The sequence below is a fragment of the Halomonas campaniensis genome, assembly GCF_014193375.1.
Taxonomy (GTDB): Bacteria; Pseudomonadota; Gammaproteobacteria; order Pseudomonadales; family Halomonadaceae; genus Halomonas; species Halomonas campaniensis.
In genome coordinates this window covers 1-14,805 of sequence record NZ_JACHZF010000020.1, presented here as the reverse complement: position 1 = coordinate 14,805, position 14,805 = coordinate 1, and the positions used below count along the sequence as shown (strand labels likewise).

The 14,805-nt window shown below is 69.5% G+C and carries 13 protein-coding genes and 1 tRNA gene; 12 read left to right on the top strand and 2 right to left on the bottom strand.

The features are described 5' to 3' along the window. Window positions 1-29: 29 nt before the first annotated feature. Window positions 30-1,547, top strand: coding sequence for an SLC13 family permease (locus tag BDK63_RS13565; protein ID WP_183332858.1), 1,518 nt, complete (start codon window positions 30-32; stop codon window positions 1,545-1,547). 94 nt (window positions 1,548-1,641) lie between these two features. Then, complete coding sequence (locus BDK63_RS13560) at window positions 1,642-2,094, top strand: universal stress protein (protein ID WP_183332856.1); 453 nt, start codon at window positions 1,642-1,644, stop codon at window positions 2,092-2,094. 109 nt (window positions 2,095-2,203) lie between these two features. Here BDK63_RS13560 and BDK63_RS13555 read toward each other — a convergent pair. Then, window positions 2,204-2,280, bottom strand: a tRNA-Pro gene (locus tag BDK63_RS13555). An 82-nt stretch (window positions 2,281-2,362) separates the two neighbouring features. Next, window positions 2,363-3,364, bottom strand: a complete 1,002-nt coding sequence (ispB, locus tag BDK63_RS13550; RefSeq protein ID WP_183332854.1) for an octaprenyl diphosphate synthase — start codon at window positions 3,362-3,364, stop codon at window positions 2,363-2,365. A gap of 302 nt (window positions 3,365-3,666) precedes the next feature. Between ispB and rplU the strand changes: the two genes are divergently transcribed. From rplU to fkpB, 10 genes are all read left to right on the top strand, one after another. Next, on the top strand, window positions 3,667-3,978 hold the full coding sequence (gene rplU / locus BDK63_RS13545; protein ID WP_183332852.1) for a 50S ribosomal protein L21: 312 nt from the start codon (window positions 3,667-3,669) through the stop codon (window positions 3,976-3,978). A 31-nt stretch (window positions 3,979-4,009) separates the two neighbouring features. Then, entirely contained in the window at window positions 4,010-4,267 is a 258-nt protein-coding gene (gene rpmA, locus BDK63_RS13540) for a 50S ribosomal protein L27 (RefSeq protein ID WP_102626715.1), read from the top strand. An 85-nt stretch (window positions 4,268-4,352) separates the two neighbouring features. Continuing rightward, entirely contained in the window at window positions 4,353-5,540 is a 1,188-nt protein-coding gene (gene cgtA / locus BDK63_RS13535; RefSeq protein WP_183332850.1) for an Obg family GTPase CgtA, read from the top strand. Window positions 5,541-5,604: 64 nt separating this feature from the next. Next, window positions 5,605-6,744, top strand: coding sequence for a glutamate 5-kinase (gene proB / locus BDK63_RS13530; RefSeq protein WP_425485959.1), 1,140 nt, complete (start codon window positions 5,605-5,607; stop codon window positions 6,742-6,744). Between the two features lie 201 nt (window positions 6,745-6,945). Next, the gene (gene rpsT / locus BDK63_RS13525; protein WP_102626712.1) at window positions 6,946-7,212 is read left to right on the top strand and encodes a 30S ribosomal protein S20; all 267 of its coding nucleotides are present in this window, start codon (window positions 6,946-6,948) and stop codon (window positions 7,210-7,212) included. 387 nt (window positions 7,213-7,599) lie between these two features. Next, entirely contained in the window at window positions 7,600-9,123 is a 1,524-nt protein-coding gene (murJ, locus tag BDK63_RS13520; protein ID WP_183332967.1) for a murein biosynthesis integral membrane protein MurJ, read from the top strand. A gap of 272 nt (window positions 9,124-9,395) precedes the next feature. After that, window positions 9,396-10,550 (top strand): bifunctional riboflavin kinase/FAD synthetase, encoded by a 1,155-nt coding sequence (ribF, locus tag BDK63_RS13515; protein ID WP_183332846.1) that lies wholly within the window; start codon window positions 9,396-9,398, stop codon window positions 10,548-10,550. A gap of 10 nt (window positions 10,551-10,560) precedes the next feature. Beyond that, window positions 10,561-13,410 carry an isoleucine--tRNA ligase gene (gene ileS / locus BDK63_RS13510; protein ID WP_183332844.1) on the top strand — a complete coding sequence of 950 codons (2,850 nt, stop codon included), beginning with the start codon at window positions 10,561-10,563 and terminating at the stop codon, window positions 13,408-13,410. A 49-nt stretch (window positions 13,411-13,459) separates the two neighbouring features. Beyond that, complete coding sequence (lspA, locus tag BDK63_RS13505; protein WP_246386129.1) at window positions 13,460-13,948, top strand: signal peptidase II; 489 nt, start codon at window positions 13,460-13,462, stop codon at window positions 13,946-13,948. 182 nt (window positions 13,949-14,130) lie between these two features. Beyond that, window positions 14,131-14,592 carry an FKBP-type peptidyl-prolyl cis-trans isomerase gene (gene fkpB, locus BDK63_RS13500; protein ID WP_183332840.1) on the top strand — a complete coding sequence of 154 codons (462 nt, stop codon included), beginning with the start codon at window positions 14,131-14,133 and terminating at the stop codon, window positions 14,590-14,592. Window positions 14,593-14,805: the final 213 nt, after the last annotated feature.

Below are 14,805 nucleotides of genomic sequence, written 5' to 3'. Positions count from 1 at the left end.
ACTCGATCCCGAGAGCAGAAGGAGGCTCCATGACCGAATCGACATCCCCCGCCGGCCGTGACGAGGCGGCGTCGGACGGCGAGGCGCGCCAGGAGCGGGTCCGCCGGGCCAAGGTCACCCTGGGTCTCTTCCTGGGGCCGCTGGCCGCCCTGGGGCTGCTGCTGATGGAGGCGCCGGCGGACATGCCGCCGGCCGCCTGGCAGGTGGTGGCGCTGACCGCATGGATGGCCACCTGGTGGGTGCTGGAGCCGGTGCCGATCGCCGTCACCGCGCTGCTGCCGGTGGCGGTGCTGCCGCTGCTCGGCGTGGGCACCATCAACGAGGTGGCCGTGCCCTATGCCAACCCGCTGATCTTCCTCTTCCTCGGGGGCTTCCTGCTGGCCGAGGCGATCCAGCGCTGGGGGCTGCACCGGCGCATCGCCATGCTGGTGCTGCGGGTCTCGGGCAGCCGCCCGGACCGGCTGGTGGGGGGCTTCATGATCGCCACCGCGGCGCTGAGCATGTGGGTCAGCAACACCGCCACTGCGGCGCTGATGGTGCCCATCGGCCTCTCGGTGCTGGCCATGCTGGAGCGCCAGGGTGGCTCGGGGGCGAGCCGCCACACGGCGCTGACCCTGCTGCTGGGCATCGCCCTGGCCGCCAACATCGGCGGCATGGGGACCCTGATCGGTACGCCCCCCAACGCGCTGCTGGCCGGCTTCATGGGCGACAGCTACGGCATCGAGATCGGCTTCGCCCAGTGGATGGCGGTGGCGGTGCCGCCCTCGCTGCTGCTGCTGGCGCTGGGCTGGTGGCTGCTGACCCGCTGGGTCTATCCGGTGGCGCGCGACGAGGTGCCGGGGGTGGCCCAGCTGCTCGCCGACCAGGCCCGGGACCTCGGTCGCATGACCCGGCCGGAGCAGCGCGTCGCGGCGATCTTTGCCCTGGTGGCGCTGGCCTGGGTCACCCGGCCGCTGCTGGAGCGGGCCCTGGGCGTGGGGCTCAGCGACGCGGGCATCGCCATGGTCGGGGCGCTGCTGCTCTTCGTGGTGCCGGCCCGCTGGCGCCAGCGACAGTTCCTGATGGACTGGGATAGCGCCAGGCACCTGCCCTGGGGCGTGCTGATCATGGTGGGGGGCGGGCTCAGCCTCGGCACTGCCATCGAGGAGAGCGGCCTGGCCGCGACGGTGGCCGAGGGGCTCGGTGCTTTCGGCAGCTGGCCCACCTGGGGGCTGGTGGGCATGGTGGCGCTGGTGGTGATGATGATGAGCCACGTGACCAGCAACACCGCCACCGCCGCGGCGATCCTGCCGCTGACCGCCTCGCTCACCGTCAGCCTGGGGGCCAGCCCGCTGTTGCTCTCGGTACCGGTGGCCATGGCCGCGAGCTGCGCCTTCATGCTGCCGGTGGCCACGCCGCCGAATGCGGTGGTGTTCGCAAGCGGCAAGCTCAGCGTGGCCGAGATGATGCGTGCCGGAGCCCTGGTCAGCGTCGCCGCGCTGGGGGTCATTACCCTGGTGGTGTTCGCCCTGGCGATGCCGGTCCTGGGTTTCGGCTGGGCGGCTTGATCCAGGACATTGCCGAACGGCGGCGAGCGTCTAGGCTGGAAGCAGAGGGACCGCGCGTCCCGCCTCCCAGACAGACAAGAAGGAAGGCCCACTCATGTTCAAGACCATCCTGGTTCCCGTCGACGGCTCCGCCCATGCCGAGAAGGCGCTGGGTGTCGCGGCGCTGCTGGCCCGCGCCTCCTCCGCGACGCTCCACCTGATGACCGTGGCCGAGTTTCCCCCCGACAACATCGGCCTGTTCACCGGCGGCACCGCCGAGCCCTTCTCCGAGGTGGAACGCGAGAAGCTCGCCGAAGGCATGAAACAGGAGGCCCACAAGGTCATCGAGAAGGCGCGCGCCGCGGTCGACCTCGCCGGCATCGAGGTCAAGGAGGTGACCCGGCAGGGGCGCCCGGCCGACCTGATTCACGAGGAGGCCGAGAAGCTCGGCGCCGATGCCATCGTCATGGGCAGCCGTGGGGTCAGCGACATGCGCGGCATGGTGTTCGGCAGCGTCTCCCACAAGATCAGCCATATCGCGAGCTGCACCGTCATCACCGTAACTTGACGAATCGCTGACGAAGCGACGGCCGCCGGCGCCCTCGGCGGATGGGTGCACCGGCCGCCCGGCGAGCACGAAAAAGGCCCTGCGGTTACCCGCAGGGCCTTGAATTCGTTGGTCGGAGTAGCAGGATTCGAACCTACGACCTCTGCCTCCCGAAGGCAGCGCTCTACCAAGCTGAGCTATACTCCGACGCGTTGAGCTGGCGTCTCAACAGGGCGGCATTATACCCGCCGCCGCGGGCTTTGCAAGCCCCGCGTGACGCGCCCCGTCGTCATGCCTGGCGATCCACCGCCAGGCGGGCCAGGTCGGCCATGCTGTCGCGGAAGGGGCTGGCCGGCAGGGCCTCGAGCTGCGCGAGGGCCCGGTCGGCCATCTCCTCGGCGCGGGCACGGGTATAGGCCAGGGCACCGGTGGCGTGGACGATCTCGAGCACCTCGTCGAGGTGGTCGAGGCCGCCCTGGCGGATCGCCTGGCGGATCAGGGCGGCCTGCTCCGGGGTGCCGGTGGCCATGGCCTGGATCAGCGGCAGGGTAGGCTTGCCCTCGGCCAGGTCGTCGCCGACGTTCTTGCCCATGGCCTCGGCGTCGCCCTGATAGTCGAGCAGGTCGTCGATCAGCTGGAAGGCGAGGCCCAGGTAGCGGCCGTAGTACTGCAGCGCCGCCTCCTGCTCCGGGCTCGCCTCGGCGAGGATGGCGCCGCTGTGGCTGGCCGCCTCGAAGAGCATCGCCGTCTTGCCCTGGATGGTCTCGAAGTAGGCGGTCTCGTCGGTGTCGGGGTTGCCGACGTTGGTGAGCTGCTGCACCTCGCCCTCGGCGATGGTGCAGGTGGCCGCGGAGAGCACGTCCATGATCCGCATGGAGCCCACCTCGACCATCATCTGGAAGGAGCGCGAGTAGAGGAAGTCGCCCACCAGCACCGAAGGGGCATTGCCCCAGGCGTCGTTGGCGGTGGCCTTGCCGCGACGCAGGTGCGACTCGTCGACGACATCGTCATGCAGCAGGGTCGAGGTGTGCATGAACTCGATCAGGGTGGCCAGCGTCACGTGGCGGTCCCCCTGGTAGCCCAGCGAGCGCGCCGCCAGCAGCACCAGCAGGGGGCGCAGGCGCTTGCCGCCGCTGGCGATGATGTACTGGCCGATGGTCTCCACCAGCGGGATCCGCGAGCTGAGCTGGGCCATGATGGTGCGGTTGACGGCGGCGAAGTCGTCGGCCACGACGGCATGGATCGGCGAGGGGGCGGCGGCACTGGCGGGGGACGAGGCGTTGGCTGGCATGTGGGCGACATCGACGAGTAGGTGGGGGGCCGGGGCGCATCACCCCGCTGGCCTTGGGTTGCCGGTCATGCTATGGGGCCCCCATGAGGGCGTCAAGGCAAGCCGCTCGCCGCTACCCGCGCCCCGGAAAAGGCCGGCCGGCCCGGTGACGTCTTGGCGCGTGCGCGGGTTGTCTGGTGGGTCGGGTGTCGCTATAATGCGCGGCCCACTCATCTCGCTCCCTGTCAGATGGCTGCCGGAAGGGGCGCCACTCGAAGCAGGCCGATGAAGAGCCAACCCCGATGAGTCCTGGAGAGAGAAGCATGTACGCAGTTATCAAGAGCGGTGGCAAGCAGTACCGCGTTCAGGAAGGCCAGACCCTCAAGCTCGAGAAGATCGAAGTCCCGACCGGCGAGTCCATCGACTTCGACGAGGTGCTGCTGGTCGGCAGCGACGACGACATCAAGGTCGGCGCTCCGCTGGTGGACGGTGCCAAGGTCTCTGCCGAGGTCGTCTCCCACGGCCGTGGCGACAAGGTCACCATCATCAAGTTCCGCCGCCGCAAGCACCACATGAAGCGTCAGGGCCACCGCCAGTGGTTCACTGAAGTCAAGATCACCGGGATCTCCGCCTAAGCGGTCCATCCCCTGAACGGAGGATATTTCCATGGCACATAAGAAGGCAGCCGGCTCCACGCGTAACGGTCGCGATTCCGAATCCAAGCGCCTTGGCGTCAAGCTCTACGGTGGCCAGGCCGTCACCGCCGGCAACATCATCGTGCGCCAGCGCGGCACCAAGTTCCACGCCGGCACCGGCGTCGGCCTCGGCCGCGACCACACCCTGTTCGCCCTGAACGACGGTGTGATCAAGTTCGAGACCAAGGGTCCGAAGAACCGCAAGTTCGTCAGCGTCGTCTCTGCCTGAGACGCCTGACCCTTGCCGCAGGAAGGCCCCGCCACGGCGGGGCCTTCTTGTATCATGGCGGTATGCGCCGCCGGGAGAGTGACAGATGCAGTTCGTCGACGAAGCCTCGATCATCGTGGAGGCCGGCAAGGGGGGCAACGGCTGCCTCAGCTTCCGCCGCGAGAAGTACGTGCCCAGGGGTGGCCCCGATGGCGGCGATGGCGGCCACGGCGGCAGCGTCTACCTGATCGGTGACGATGCCCTCAACACCCTGATCGACTTCAAGTACCAGCGCTTCTACAAGGCCCAGAACGGCCAGCCCGGCATGGGCCGCCAGATGAGTGGCCGCGCCGGCGAGGACCTGCACGTCAAGGTGCCGGTGGGCACCACGGTGATCGACGAGGATACCCTCGAGGTGATCGCCGACGTCACCGAGATCGGCCAGGTGGTGCTGGTGGCCCAGGGCGGGCGCCGGGGGCTGGGTAACATCCACTTCAAGTCCTCCACCAACCGGGCGCCGCGGCGCACCACCCCGGGCACCGAGGGCGAGCGACGCAACCTGCGCCTGGAGATGAAGGTGATGGCCGACGTGGGCCTGCTGGGCATGCCCAATGCCGGCAAGTCGACGCTGATCCGCGCCGTCTCCGCGGCCAAGCCCAAGGTGGCCAACTACCCCTTCACCACCCTGGTGCCCAACCTGGGCGTGGTGAAGCTCGGCATGCACGAGCACTTCGTGATGGCCGACGTGCCGGGCCTGATCGAGGGCGCCTCGGACGGGGCCGGCCTGGGGCTGCGCTTCCTCAAGCACCTGACCCGCACCCGGCTGCTGTTCCACGTGGTCGACGTGGCCCCCTTCGATGAGTCCGACCCGGTGGAGGCGGCCGAGGCGATCGTCCACGAGCTGGGCGAGTTCTCCCCGGCGCTGGCCGAGCTGCCGCGCTGGCTGGTGCTCAACAAGCTAGACCTGCTTCCCCCGGAGGAGCGCGAGGCGAAGGCCGACGAGATCGTGCGCCGCCTCGGCTGGGAGGGGCCGGTGTTCCGCATCTCGGCGATCTCCGCCGACGGCACCCTTGCCCTGGTGCAGGCCGCCCACCGCTGGCTCACCGAGCAGCGCCAGCTCGAGAACGAGGACGAGGAGGCCGCCGAGCGCGCCCGCGAGATGCGCCAGCGCATGGAAGAGGAAGCGGTGGCCCGCACCGAGGCGCGCCTGGGTCGCAGGCGCAAGCGTGACGACGAGGATGACGACGACTTCGATGATGATGACTTCGACGTCGAGGTCGAATACGCGCCCTGAAGGACAAACCGGCTGCGCTCGCGCAGTGTCTGAGAGCTAGAGGTTGATGGCGTTGGACAACCAAGTGGAAGGCAACGAGCAGGTGGCAGGCCGCGAGGCGCTGGTCGGCGCCCGCCGGGTGGTGGTGAAGATCGGCAGCGCGCTGCTGACCAACGACGGCCGCGGCCTCGACGAGGCGGCGATCGGCGGCTGGGTCGACCAGGTCGCTACCCTGCACAAGCGCGGCATCGAGGTGGTGCTGGTCTCCTCCGGCGCGGTGGCCGCCGGCATGGTGCGCCTCGGCTGGCAGGCGCGCCCCTCGGCGGTGCACGAGCTCCAGGCCGCCGCCGCGGTGGGGCAGAACGGCCTCACCGAGTGCTACGAGGGGCACTTCGCCCGTCACGGCCTGCTCACCGCCCAGGTGCTGCTGACCCACGACGACCTCTCCAACCGCAAGCGCTACCTCAACGCCCGCTCGGCGCTGCGCACCCTGGTGGACCTGCGGGTGGTGCCGGTGATCAACGAGAACGATACCGTGGTCACCGACGAGATCCGCTTCGGCGACAACGACACCCTGGGCGCCCTGGTGGCCAACCTGCTGGAGGCCGAGGCGCTGGTGATCCTCACCGACCAGGAGGGGCTGTTCGACGCCGACCCGCGCCGCAACCCGGAGGCGCGGCTGATCAGCGAAGGGCGCGCCGACGACCCGGCGCTGGCGGCGGTGGCCGGTGGCGGCGGGGCGCTCGGCCGCGGCGGCATGGCCACCAAGCTGCGGGCGGCCCACCTGGCGGCGCGCTCCGGCGCCTTCACCGCCATCGCCAGCGGCCGCCAGCCCGAGGTGCTGACCCGGCTGATGGCCGGCGAGCGGCTGGGCACGCTGCTGCGCCCGGACCAGGCGCCCATGGCGGCGCGCAAGCGCTGGCTGGCCGGGCAGCTGCAGGTGCGCGGCACCCTGACCCTGGACGCCGGGGCGGTGAAGGTGCTGCGCGGCAGCGGCTCCAGCCTGCTGGCGGTGGGCGTCAAGGCGGTGGCGGGCGAGTTCCGCCGCGGCGACATGGTGCTCTGCGTGGACGAGCAGGGGCACCGGGTGGCCAAGGGGCTGGTCAACTATGGCGCGGCGGACACCGCCCAGATCCTCGGCAAGCCGAGCCACCAGATCGAAGCGGTCCTGGGCTTCATGGAGGCCCCGGAGCTGATCCACCGCGACAACCTGGTGGTGTTGTGACTCCCGCGCTATAGCAAGCGCGGCGCGGGCTGTGATAGGATACGCCATCCTCTCAGACACGGCCCGTGAACGATCGCTGATGTCAAGCGGTCGGCCAGATGGCCAAGCCGGCGGAAAGGCTCGCGCCTTCCTGCCGGATCAATACGTTATCGAAGCCATCGCCGAGGGCGATGACGACAGAATCTCCAAGGAGACAGTTCAGTGGCAAACAGCAAGCAAGCCCGCAAGCGCGCCCGCCAGGCCGAAGGCCGTCGTGTCCTGAAGGCCAGCCAGCGCAGCATGGTCCGCACCTACATCAAGCGCGTGATCAAGGCCATCAACGGCGGCGACCACGCCGAGGCGATGACCGCATTCCAGAAGGCGCAGCCGGTCATCGACCGCATCGCCGACAAGGACGTGCTCTCCAAGAAGAAGGCCGCCCGCCTGAAGAGCCGCCTGAACAAGCGCATCAAGGCGCTGGCTGCCTGAGTAGACCGGATGCCAACGGAGTGACGCGCCGGCAAGGTCCGTCGCTTCCGCAAGAAAACCGGCTGCGGCCGGTTTTTTTGTGGTTCATGGCAGACCGGCGTGAACGCTTTTGCAGGAGGGCAGCTCCGCTGCGCGACTGGCGGCCGAAGGCCTCCTGGCGGTGACCCTTCAGCGTTGGTGGCAGCGCCGGGCGCCTGACGGCGCCAATCGCGCAACAAGTTGCCCTCCTGCAGTTTGACGCCGCGCTGATCTGCGAAGAGCCTTCGTTTTTGGCCGCCATTCCCCAGGCGCCCGCCAAGGAGCCCGAACGTGACGGATCGCGAGCAGTCGCCACCCACGCCGGTGGACGAGCACGACAAGGTGGTGGCCCCCAAGGCCGGCGGCCTGATGCGCTCAGGCCTGGTGGTCAGCGTGATGACCCTGCTGTCGCGGGTGATGGGCCTGGTGCGCGACGTGGTCATCGCCGCCCTGTTCGGCGCCGGCAGCGGCGCGGACGCCTTCTTCGTCGCCTTCAAGATCCCCAACTTCATGCGCCGACTGTTCGCCGAGGGGGCCTTCAACCAGGCCTTCGTGCCGGTGCTCTCGGAATACGCCACCCGCGGCAGCAAACGCGAGGTGCGCGAGCTGCTCGACGCGGTGGCGGGCAGCCTCACGGCGGTGCTGGCGCTGCTCACCGCCGTGTTCATGCTGGCCGCGCCCTGGCTGGTGTGGGTCTTCGCCCCCGGCTTCGGCCGCGACCCGGCCAAGCTGGCGCTCACCGCCGACATGCTGCGGCTCACCTTCCCCTACCTGCTGCTGATCTCGCTGACGGCGTTTGCCGGCAGCGTGCTCAACACCTGGAACCGCTTCGCGATCCCGGCCTTCACCCCGGTGCTGCTCAACCTCTCGCTGATCGGGGCGGCGCTGCTGCTCACCCCGCTGATGAGCCAGCCGGCCATGGCGCTGGCCTGGGGGGTGCTGATCGCGGGCGTCGCCCAGCTCGCCTTCCAGGTGCCCTTCCTGGTGCGCCTGGGGCTGATGCCGCGCCCCTGGCCGAGCTTCGTACACCCCGGGGTGAAGCAGATCATGGTGCTGATGGCGCCGGCGCTGTTCGGCGTCTCGGTGTCGCAGATCAACCTGCTGCTCGACACCATCCTCGCCTCGCTGCTGGCGCCGGGCAGCGTCTCCTGGCTCTACTACTCCGACCGCCTGGTGGAACTGCCGCTGGGGGTGTTCGGCATCGCCATCGGCACGGTGATCCTGCCGGCGCTCTCCAAGCGCCACGCCGAGCAGTCCGGCCAGCACTTCAGCGCGATGCTCGACTGGGCGATCCGCGCCGTGCTGCTGCTGGGCCTGCCGGCGGCCCTGGCGCTGGCGATCCTGGCCGAGCCGCTGCTGATCTCGCTGTTCCACTACGGCGCCATGACCGAGCACGACATCGCCATGGCGGCCATGAGCCTGAGGGCGTATGCCTTCGGCCTGGTGGCCTTCATGCTGATCAAGGTGCTGGCGCCGGGCTTCTTCGCCCGCCAGAACACCAAGACTCCGGTGAAGATCGGCATCATCGCCATGGTCGCCAACATGGTCTTCAACCTGATCCTGATCTGGCCGCTGGCCCACGCCGGCCTGGCCCTGGCCACGGCGCTCTCGGCCTTCCTGAACGCCGGCCTGCTGGGCTGGCTGCTTTACAGGGAGCGGGTGCTGGTGTTCCAGCCCGGCTGGGGCCGCTACGCGGTGCAGCTGCTGGGCGGCTGCGCGGTGATGGGGCTGGGGCTCGCCGCCTTCGCCCCCGACTGGCAGGCCTGGCTGGGCTGGGACGTCTGGACGCGGGTCGCCTGGCTGGCGGCGCTGGTGGTGGCCGGCGCGGGGGTCTACTTCACCTGGCTCGCCATCACCGGGGTGCGACTGCGGCACTTCCGGATGAAGAGCTGAGAGTAGCGTCTGGTTACCCGAGGCGAGGGGCGCCGGGGGCAAGCCGAAGAGGAGGTCCGTGGACCAGGGATGGTCTAGGTAGCCCCCAGGGAAGGGTTAATGGCGCCTCCTCGCAGGCTTGTCGACGGCGCAGCCCCGGACAACGCCGCCTTTGCAGCCAGCCGGCCCGGCTGTCAAGGGGCCGGCTGTCCGGTATAATCGCCCACTTCATGACCATCCTTTCGCCACTCATCTTTCGCCATTCACCTGGCCAGCGGGGCTCGAGCAACGCCATGCAAGTGATCCGAGGACTGCACAACCTGCGCGACGAGCACCGCGGCTGCGTGGCCACCATCGGCAACTTCGATGGCGTTCATCGGGGCCACCAGGCGATTCTCGAGCAGTGCCGCGAGCAGGCCGCCAAGCTCCAGCTGCCGGTGACCGTGGTGGTCTTCGAGCCGCAGCCCCGGGAGTTCTTCGCCGGCGACCAGGCGCCGCCGCGGCTGACCCGGCTGCGCGAGAAGGTGCGCCTGCTGGGCGAGGCGGGCGTCGAGCGGGTGCTCTGCCTGCCCTTCAACGACGCGCTTCGCGGCCTCACCGCCGAGGCCTTCATCGAGAAGGTGCTGATCGATGGCCTGGGCGTGCGCCACCTGGTGGTGGGGGACGACTTCCGCTTCGGCTGCGACCGCCGCGGCGACTTCCACCTGCTCACCGAGGTGGGCGAGACCCGCGGCTTCGGCGTCGAGCATACCCGCACCTTCACCATCGACGACGACCGGGTCTCCAGCACCCGTATCCGCACCCTGCTGGCCAGCGGCAACTTCGCCGCCGCGGCCCGCCTGATGGGGCGCCCCTATCGCCTGGGGGGCCGCGTGGTGGCCGACCAGAAGCTCGGCCGCACCATCGGCGTGCCCACCGCCAACCTGCCCCAGCCGGTGCGCTCCCTGGCCCTGCACGGCGTCTATGCGGTGGTCTGCGAGCTGCCCGACGGCCGGCGCCTGCCCGGCGTGGCCAACATCGGCTGGCGCCCCACCCTGGGCAGCACCCGGCCGGTGCTCGAGGTGCACCTGTTCGACTTCGACGGCGACCTCTACGGCCAGCGCCTGGCGGTGTTCCCCTGCGCCAAGCTGCGCGGCGAGGTGAAGTTCGAGCACTTCGACGCCCTCAAGCAGCAGATCGGGGCCGACCAGCGCCGCGCCCGCGGCTACTTTTCCCAGCATGATTTACAGCGCCCCGAAGCCGGCGCCTCACAGCGCCCCGAAGCCGGCGCCTCACAGCGCCCCGAAGCCGGCGCCTCTGTTTCACAGCACCCCGAAGCCGGTGCCGGTCCGCACCTCGAGGCCTTCGGCAGCGACGATTCTCTTCCTCTGGCATCGGCGCCGCTGGCGCGCGAGGCCGTGACTTCCGATTCCTCGGCGGGTGCGCCCGCCGACCACGACGACGGCTGACCCCCAGGATATGAGCGACTACAAGCACACTCTGAACCTGCCAGAAACCGACTTCCCCATGCGCGGCATGCTGCCCAAGCGCGAGCCCGAGCGGCTGGCCCAGTGGGACCGCCTGGACCTCTACCACCGCCTGCGTGAGGAGCGCCGTGGCAAGCCGCTGTTCGTGCTGCACGACGGCCCTCCCTACGCCAACGGCAGCATCCACATCGGTCACGCCGTCAACAAGATCCTCAAGGACATCATCGTCAAGTCGAAGAACCTGGCCGGCTTCGACGCCCCCTACGTGCCCGGCTGGGACTGCCACGGCCTGCCCATCGAGCACAAGGTCGAGACCACCCACGGCAAGCACCTCGAGCCCGAGCGTGCCCGGGCGCTGTGCCGCGAGTACGCCGGCGAGCAGATCCAGGGCCAGCTGGCCGACTTCGTGCGGCTGGGCGTGATCGGCGACTGGGCCAACCCCTACCGCTCCATGGACTACGCCAACGAGGCGGGCGAGATCCGGGCCCTGGCCGACATGGTCGCGGCGGGCTACGTGTTCAAGGGCCTGAAGCCCGTCAACTGGTGCTTCGACTGCGGCTCTGCCCTGGCCGAGGCCGAGGTGGAGTACGCCGACAAGAAGTCCGACGCCATCGACGTGGCCTTCCCGGTGGAGGACGCCGACCGCCTGGCCGCAGCCTTCGGCCTGGCGGCGCTGCCCAAGCCGGCCGCCGTGGTGATCTGGACCACCACCCCCTGGACGGTCCCGGCCAACCAGGCGCTCAACATGCACCCCGAGTTCACCTACGCCCTGGTGGATACCGGCGAGCGGCTGCTGGTGCTGGTGGAGGAGCTGGTCGAGTCCTGCCTGGCGCGCTTCGGTCTCACGGGCGAGGTGATTGCCACCGCCCGCGGCGCGGCCTTCGACGGCATCCGCTTCCGCCACCCGCTCTATGATCGCCTCTCGCCGGTGTATCTCGCCGACTACGTCGAGGCCGAGGTGGGCAGCACCGGCATCGTCCACTCCGCCCCCGCCTACGGCATGGATGACTTCGTCACCTGCCGCGAGCACGGCATGAGCTTCGAGGAGATCCTGAGCCCGGTGCAGGGCAACGGCGTCTATGCCGAGGACCTGCCCTTCTTCGGCGGCCAGATGATCTGGAAGGCCAACCCGCAGATCGTCGAGAAGCTGCGCGAGGTCGGGGCGCTGATGCACCACGAGCCGATCACCCACAGCTACATGCACTGCTGGCGCCACAAGACCCCGGTGATCTACCGCGCCACCGCCCAGTGGTTCGTGGGCATGGACGTGGAGGGCAGTCATGGCAAGACCCTGCGCGAGCGCGCCCTGGAAGGCATCGAGGCGACCACCTTCACCCCGGCCTGGGGCCAGGCGCGCCTGCACAGCATGATCGCCAACCGCCCGGACTGGTGCATCTCCCGCCAGCGCAACTGGGGCGTGCCGATCCCGTTCTTCCTGCACAGGGCCACCGGCGAGCTGCACCCGCGCACCCTGGAGCTGATGGAAGAGGCCGCCCAGCGCGTCGAGCAGGAGGGCATCGACGCCTGGTTCCGCCTCGACCCCGCCGAGCTGCTGGGCGAGGAGGCCGCCGACTATGACAAGGTCACCGACACCCTGGACGTCTGGTTCGACTCCGGCACCACCCACCGCCACGTGCTGCGCGGCTCCCACCCCCATGGCCACGAGAGCGGCCCGGTGGCCGATCTCTACCTGGAGGGCTCCGACCAGCACCGCGGCTGGTTCCACTCCTCGCTGCTGACCGGCTGCGCCATCGACGGTCACCCGCCGTACCGCGGCCTGCTCACCCACGGCTTCACCGTGGACGCCCAGGGCCGCAAGATGTCCAAGTCCATGGGCAACGTGGTGGCCCCCCAGGAGGTGATGGACAAGCTCGGCGCCGACATCCTGCGCCTGTGGGTCGCCTCCACCGACTACGGCCACGAGATGGCGGTCTCCGACGAGATCCTCAAGCGCACCGCCGACGTCTACCGCCGCATCCGCAACACCGCGCGCTTCCTGCTCGCCAACCTCAACGGCTTCGAGCCGAGCCGCGACGCCGTGGCCGCAGGCGAGATGCTGGCTCTGGACCAGTGGGTGGTCGACCGCGCCGCCCAGCTGCAGGGGCGCATCGAGACCGCCTACCAGGAGTACCGCTTCCTGGACGTCTACCAGCAGGTGCACGGCTTCTGCGCCCGGGAGCTGGGCGGCTTCTACCTGGACGTGATCAAGGATCGCCAGTACACCACCCAGGCCGACTCCCTGGCCCGGCGCAGCGCCCAGACCGCCCTCTACCACGTGGTGGAGGCGCTCTCCCGCTGGGTCGCCCCGATCCTCAGCTTCACCGCCGAGGAGATCTTCGAGAACATCCCCGGCCAGCGCGGCGACAGCGTGCTGCTCGAGGAGTACTACACCGGCCTCTCCACCCTGGACGATGGCGCCGAGCTGGGCCGCGACTTCTGGGAGCGGGTGCTGGAGGTCAAGCAGGCCGTCAACAAGTGCCTGGAGGACGCCCGCAACGCCAAGACCATCAAGGGCAGCCTGGCCGCCGAGGTCACCCTCTACGTGGACGACGCCCTGCAGGCGACGCTGGCCAAGCTGGGCGACGAGCTGCGCTTCGTGATGCTGACCAGCGAGGTGACCGTCAGGCCGCTCGCCGAGGCTGCAAAGCCCGAAGGAGAGAGCGCCGAGGCCACCGAACTCGAGGGCCTGAAGGTGGCCGTGGCCGCCAGCACCCACCGGAAGTGCGAGCGCTGCTGGCACCACCGCGAGGACGTGGGTCACCACGAGGGCCACGACGACCTGTGCGGGCGCTGCGTGAGCAACCTGCCGGACGGCCCCGGCGAGACGCGCCTCTATGCCTGATGCCAAGCCGACCAGCGGCGGCCCTTCCAGCCACCCAGAGGTGCCACCCATGCAGCGCCCGCTGCGCTGGCTGTGGCTGGCGCTGGCGATCATCGTGCTGGACCTGGCTACCAAGTACGCCGCCAGCGCCTGGCTGGAGTACGCCCGGCCGGTGGAGGTGCTGCCGTTCTTCAACCTGACGCTGCTGCACAACACCGGCGCCGCCTTCAGCTTCCTGGCCAACCACCCCGGCTGGCAGCGCTGGTTCTTCGCCGCCATCGCGGTGGGGGCCAGCGTCGGCCTGACCATCTGGCTGAGCCGGCTCAAGCGCGACGAGACCCTGCTGGCGGTGTCGCTGGCGGCCATCATCGGCGGGGCGCTCGGCAACCTCTACGACCGCCTGGTGCACGGCTACGTGGTGGACTTCCTCTCCTTCCACGTCGCCGGCTGGTACTACCCGGCCTTCAACGTGGCGGACATCGGCATCACCCTGGGCGCCATCGGCCTGATCTGGGAGTCGGTGTTCGGCGAGAAGCGCCGCGCCCGGCAACGAAGCTGACGACTGATTTGTAGGAGGGCAGCTCCGCTGCGCGACCGGCGCAGCTGAGGCACCAACGCATGGCAACGACATTGTAGGAGGCCGGCTCCGCCGGGCGACCGGCGCCGCCAGGCGCCCCGGCGGTGTTGCCCGGCCCCTGCGAGGCCAGCGAACTTAATCATCTTTACCGAGCCCTAGATACCATGACCGACCAGAACAGCGAGCAGTACCGCATCGACGAGGGCATGGAAGTGACCCTGCACTTCACCCTCAAGCTGGAAGACGGCACCGTGGTGGACTCCACCCGCGACAAGGCCCCGGCCACCTTCCAGGTGGGCGACGGCAACCTGCCGCCCGGCTTCGAGCACCCCATGAAGGGCCTCACCGCCGGCGAGAGCGGCAGCTTCGAGATCACCCCGGAGCACGCCTTCGGCCAGCACAATCCCCAGAACATCCAGCGCCTCAAGCGCGACGACTTCGGCGACGAGGCACTGGAGGTGGGCACCGTGATGTCCTTCGCCGACCCCGGCGGCGGCGAGCTGCCCGGGGTGATCAGCGCCATCGACGGCGAGATGGTCGACGTGGACTTCAACCACCCGCTGGCAGGGCGTACCCTGACCTTTGAGGTGGAAGTGCTGGACGTGAAACCCGCCACCACCCACTAAGGCGCCCGGGCGGCTGTTCGATGGTCTGGCTATTGTCACCTGTGGGAGCTGGGCTCCGCCCGGCGAATGGCGCCGCAGGCGCCCCGGCGGCATGTACGATGGCCTGGCTATTGCCACCTGTAGACATGATGGATTGACCTGCCCCGCCTCAACGTCGTGGGTTACGTTGAGGTGGGGACACCCAAACACAGAGCCACTATTGAGGGAGGCAGG

What these genes read in the sequence shown, in the direction of transcription:
- BDK63_RS13565 (WP_183332858.1), top strand. Translation starts at nt 30, where the DNA reads ATGACCGAATCGACATCCCCCGCCGGCCGTGACGAGGCGGCGTCGGAC.
- BDK63_RS13560 (WP_183332856.1), top strand. Translation starts at nt 1,642, where the DNA reads ATGTTCAAGACCATCCTGGTTCCCGTCGACGGCTCCGCCCATGCCGAG.
- ispB (WP_183332854.1), bottom strand. Translation starts at nt 3,364, where the DNA reads ATGCCAGCCAACGCCTCGTCCCCCGCCAGTGCCGCCGCCCCCTCGCCG.
- rplU (WP_183332852.1), top strand. Translation starts at nt 3,667, where the DNA reads ATGTACGCAGTTATCAAGAGCGGTGGCAAGCAGTACCGCGTTCAGGAA.
- rpmA (WP_102626715.1), top strand. Translation starts at nt 4,010, where the DNA reads ATGGCACATAAGAAGGCAGCCGGCTCCACGCGTAACGGTCGCGATTCC.
- cgtA (WP_183332850.1), top strand. Translation starts at nt 4,353, where the DNA reads ATGCAGTTCGTCGACGAAGCCTCGATCATCGTGGAGGCCGGCAAGGGG.
- murJ (WP_183332967.1), top strand. Translation starts at nt 7,600, where the DNA reads ATGCGCTCAGGCCTGGTGGTCAGCGTGATGACCCTGCTGTCGCGGGTG.
- ribF (WP_183332846.1), top strand. Translation starts at nt 9,396, where the DNA reads ATGCAAGTGATCCGAGGACTGCACAACCTGCGCGACGAGCACCGCGGC.
- ileS (WP_183332844.1), top strand. Translation starts at nt 10,561, where the DNA reads ATGAGCGACTACAAGCACACTCTGAACCTGCCAGAAACCGACTTCCCC.
- lspA (WP_246386129.1), top strand. Translation starts at nt 13,460, where the DNA reads ATGCAGCGCCCGCTGCGCTGGCTGTGGCTGGCGCTGGCGATCATCGTG.
- fkpB (WP_183332840.1), top strand. Translation starts at nt 14,131, where the DNA reads ATGACCGACCAGAACAGCGAGCAGTACCGCATCGACGAGGGCATGGAA.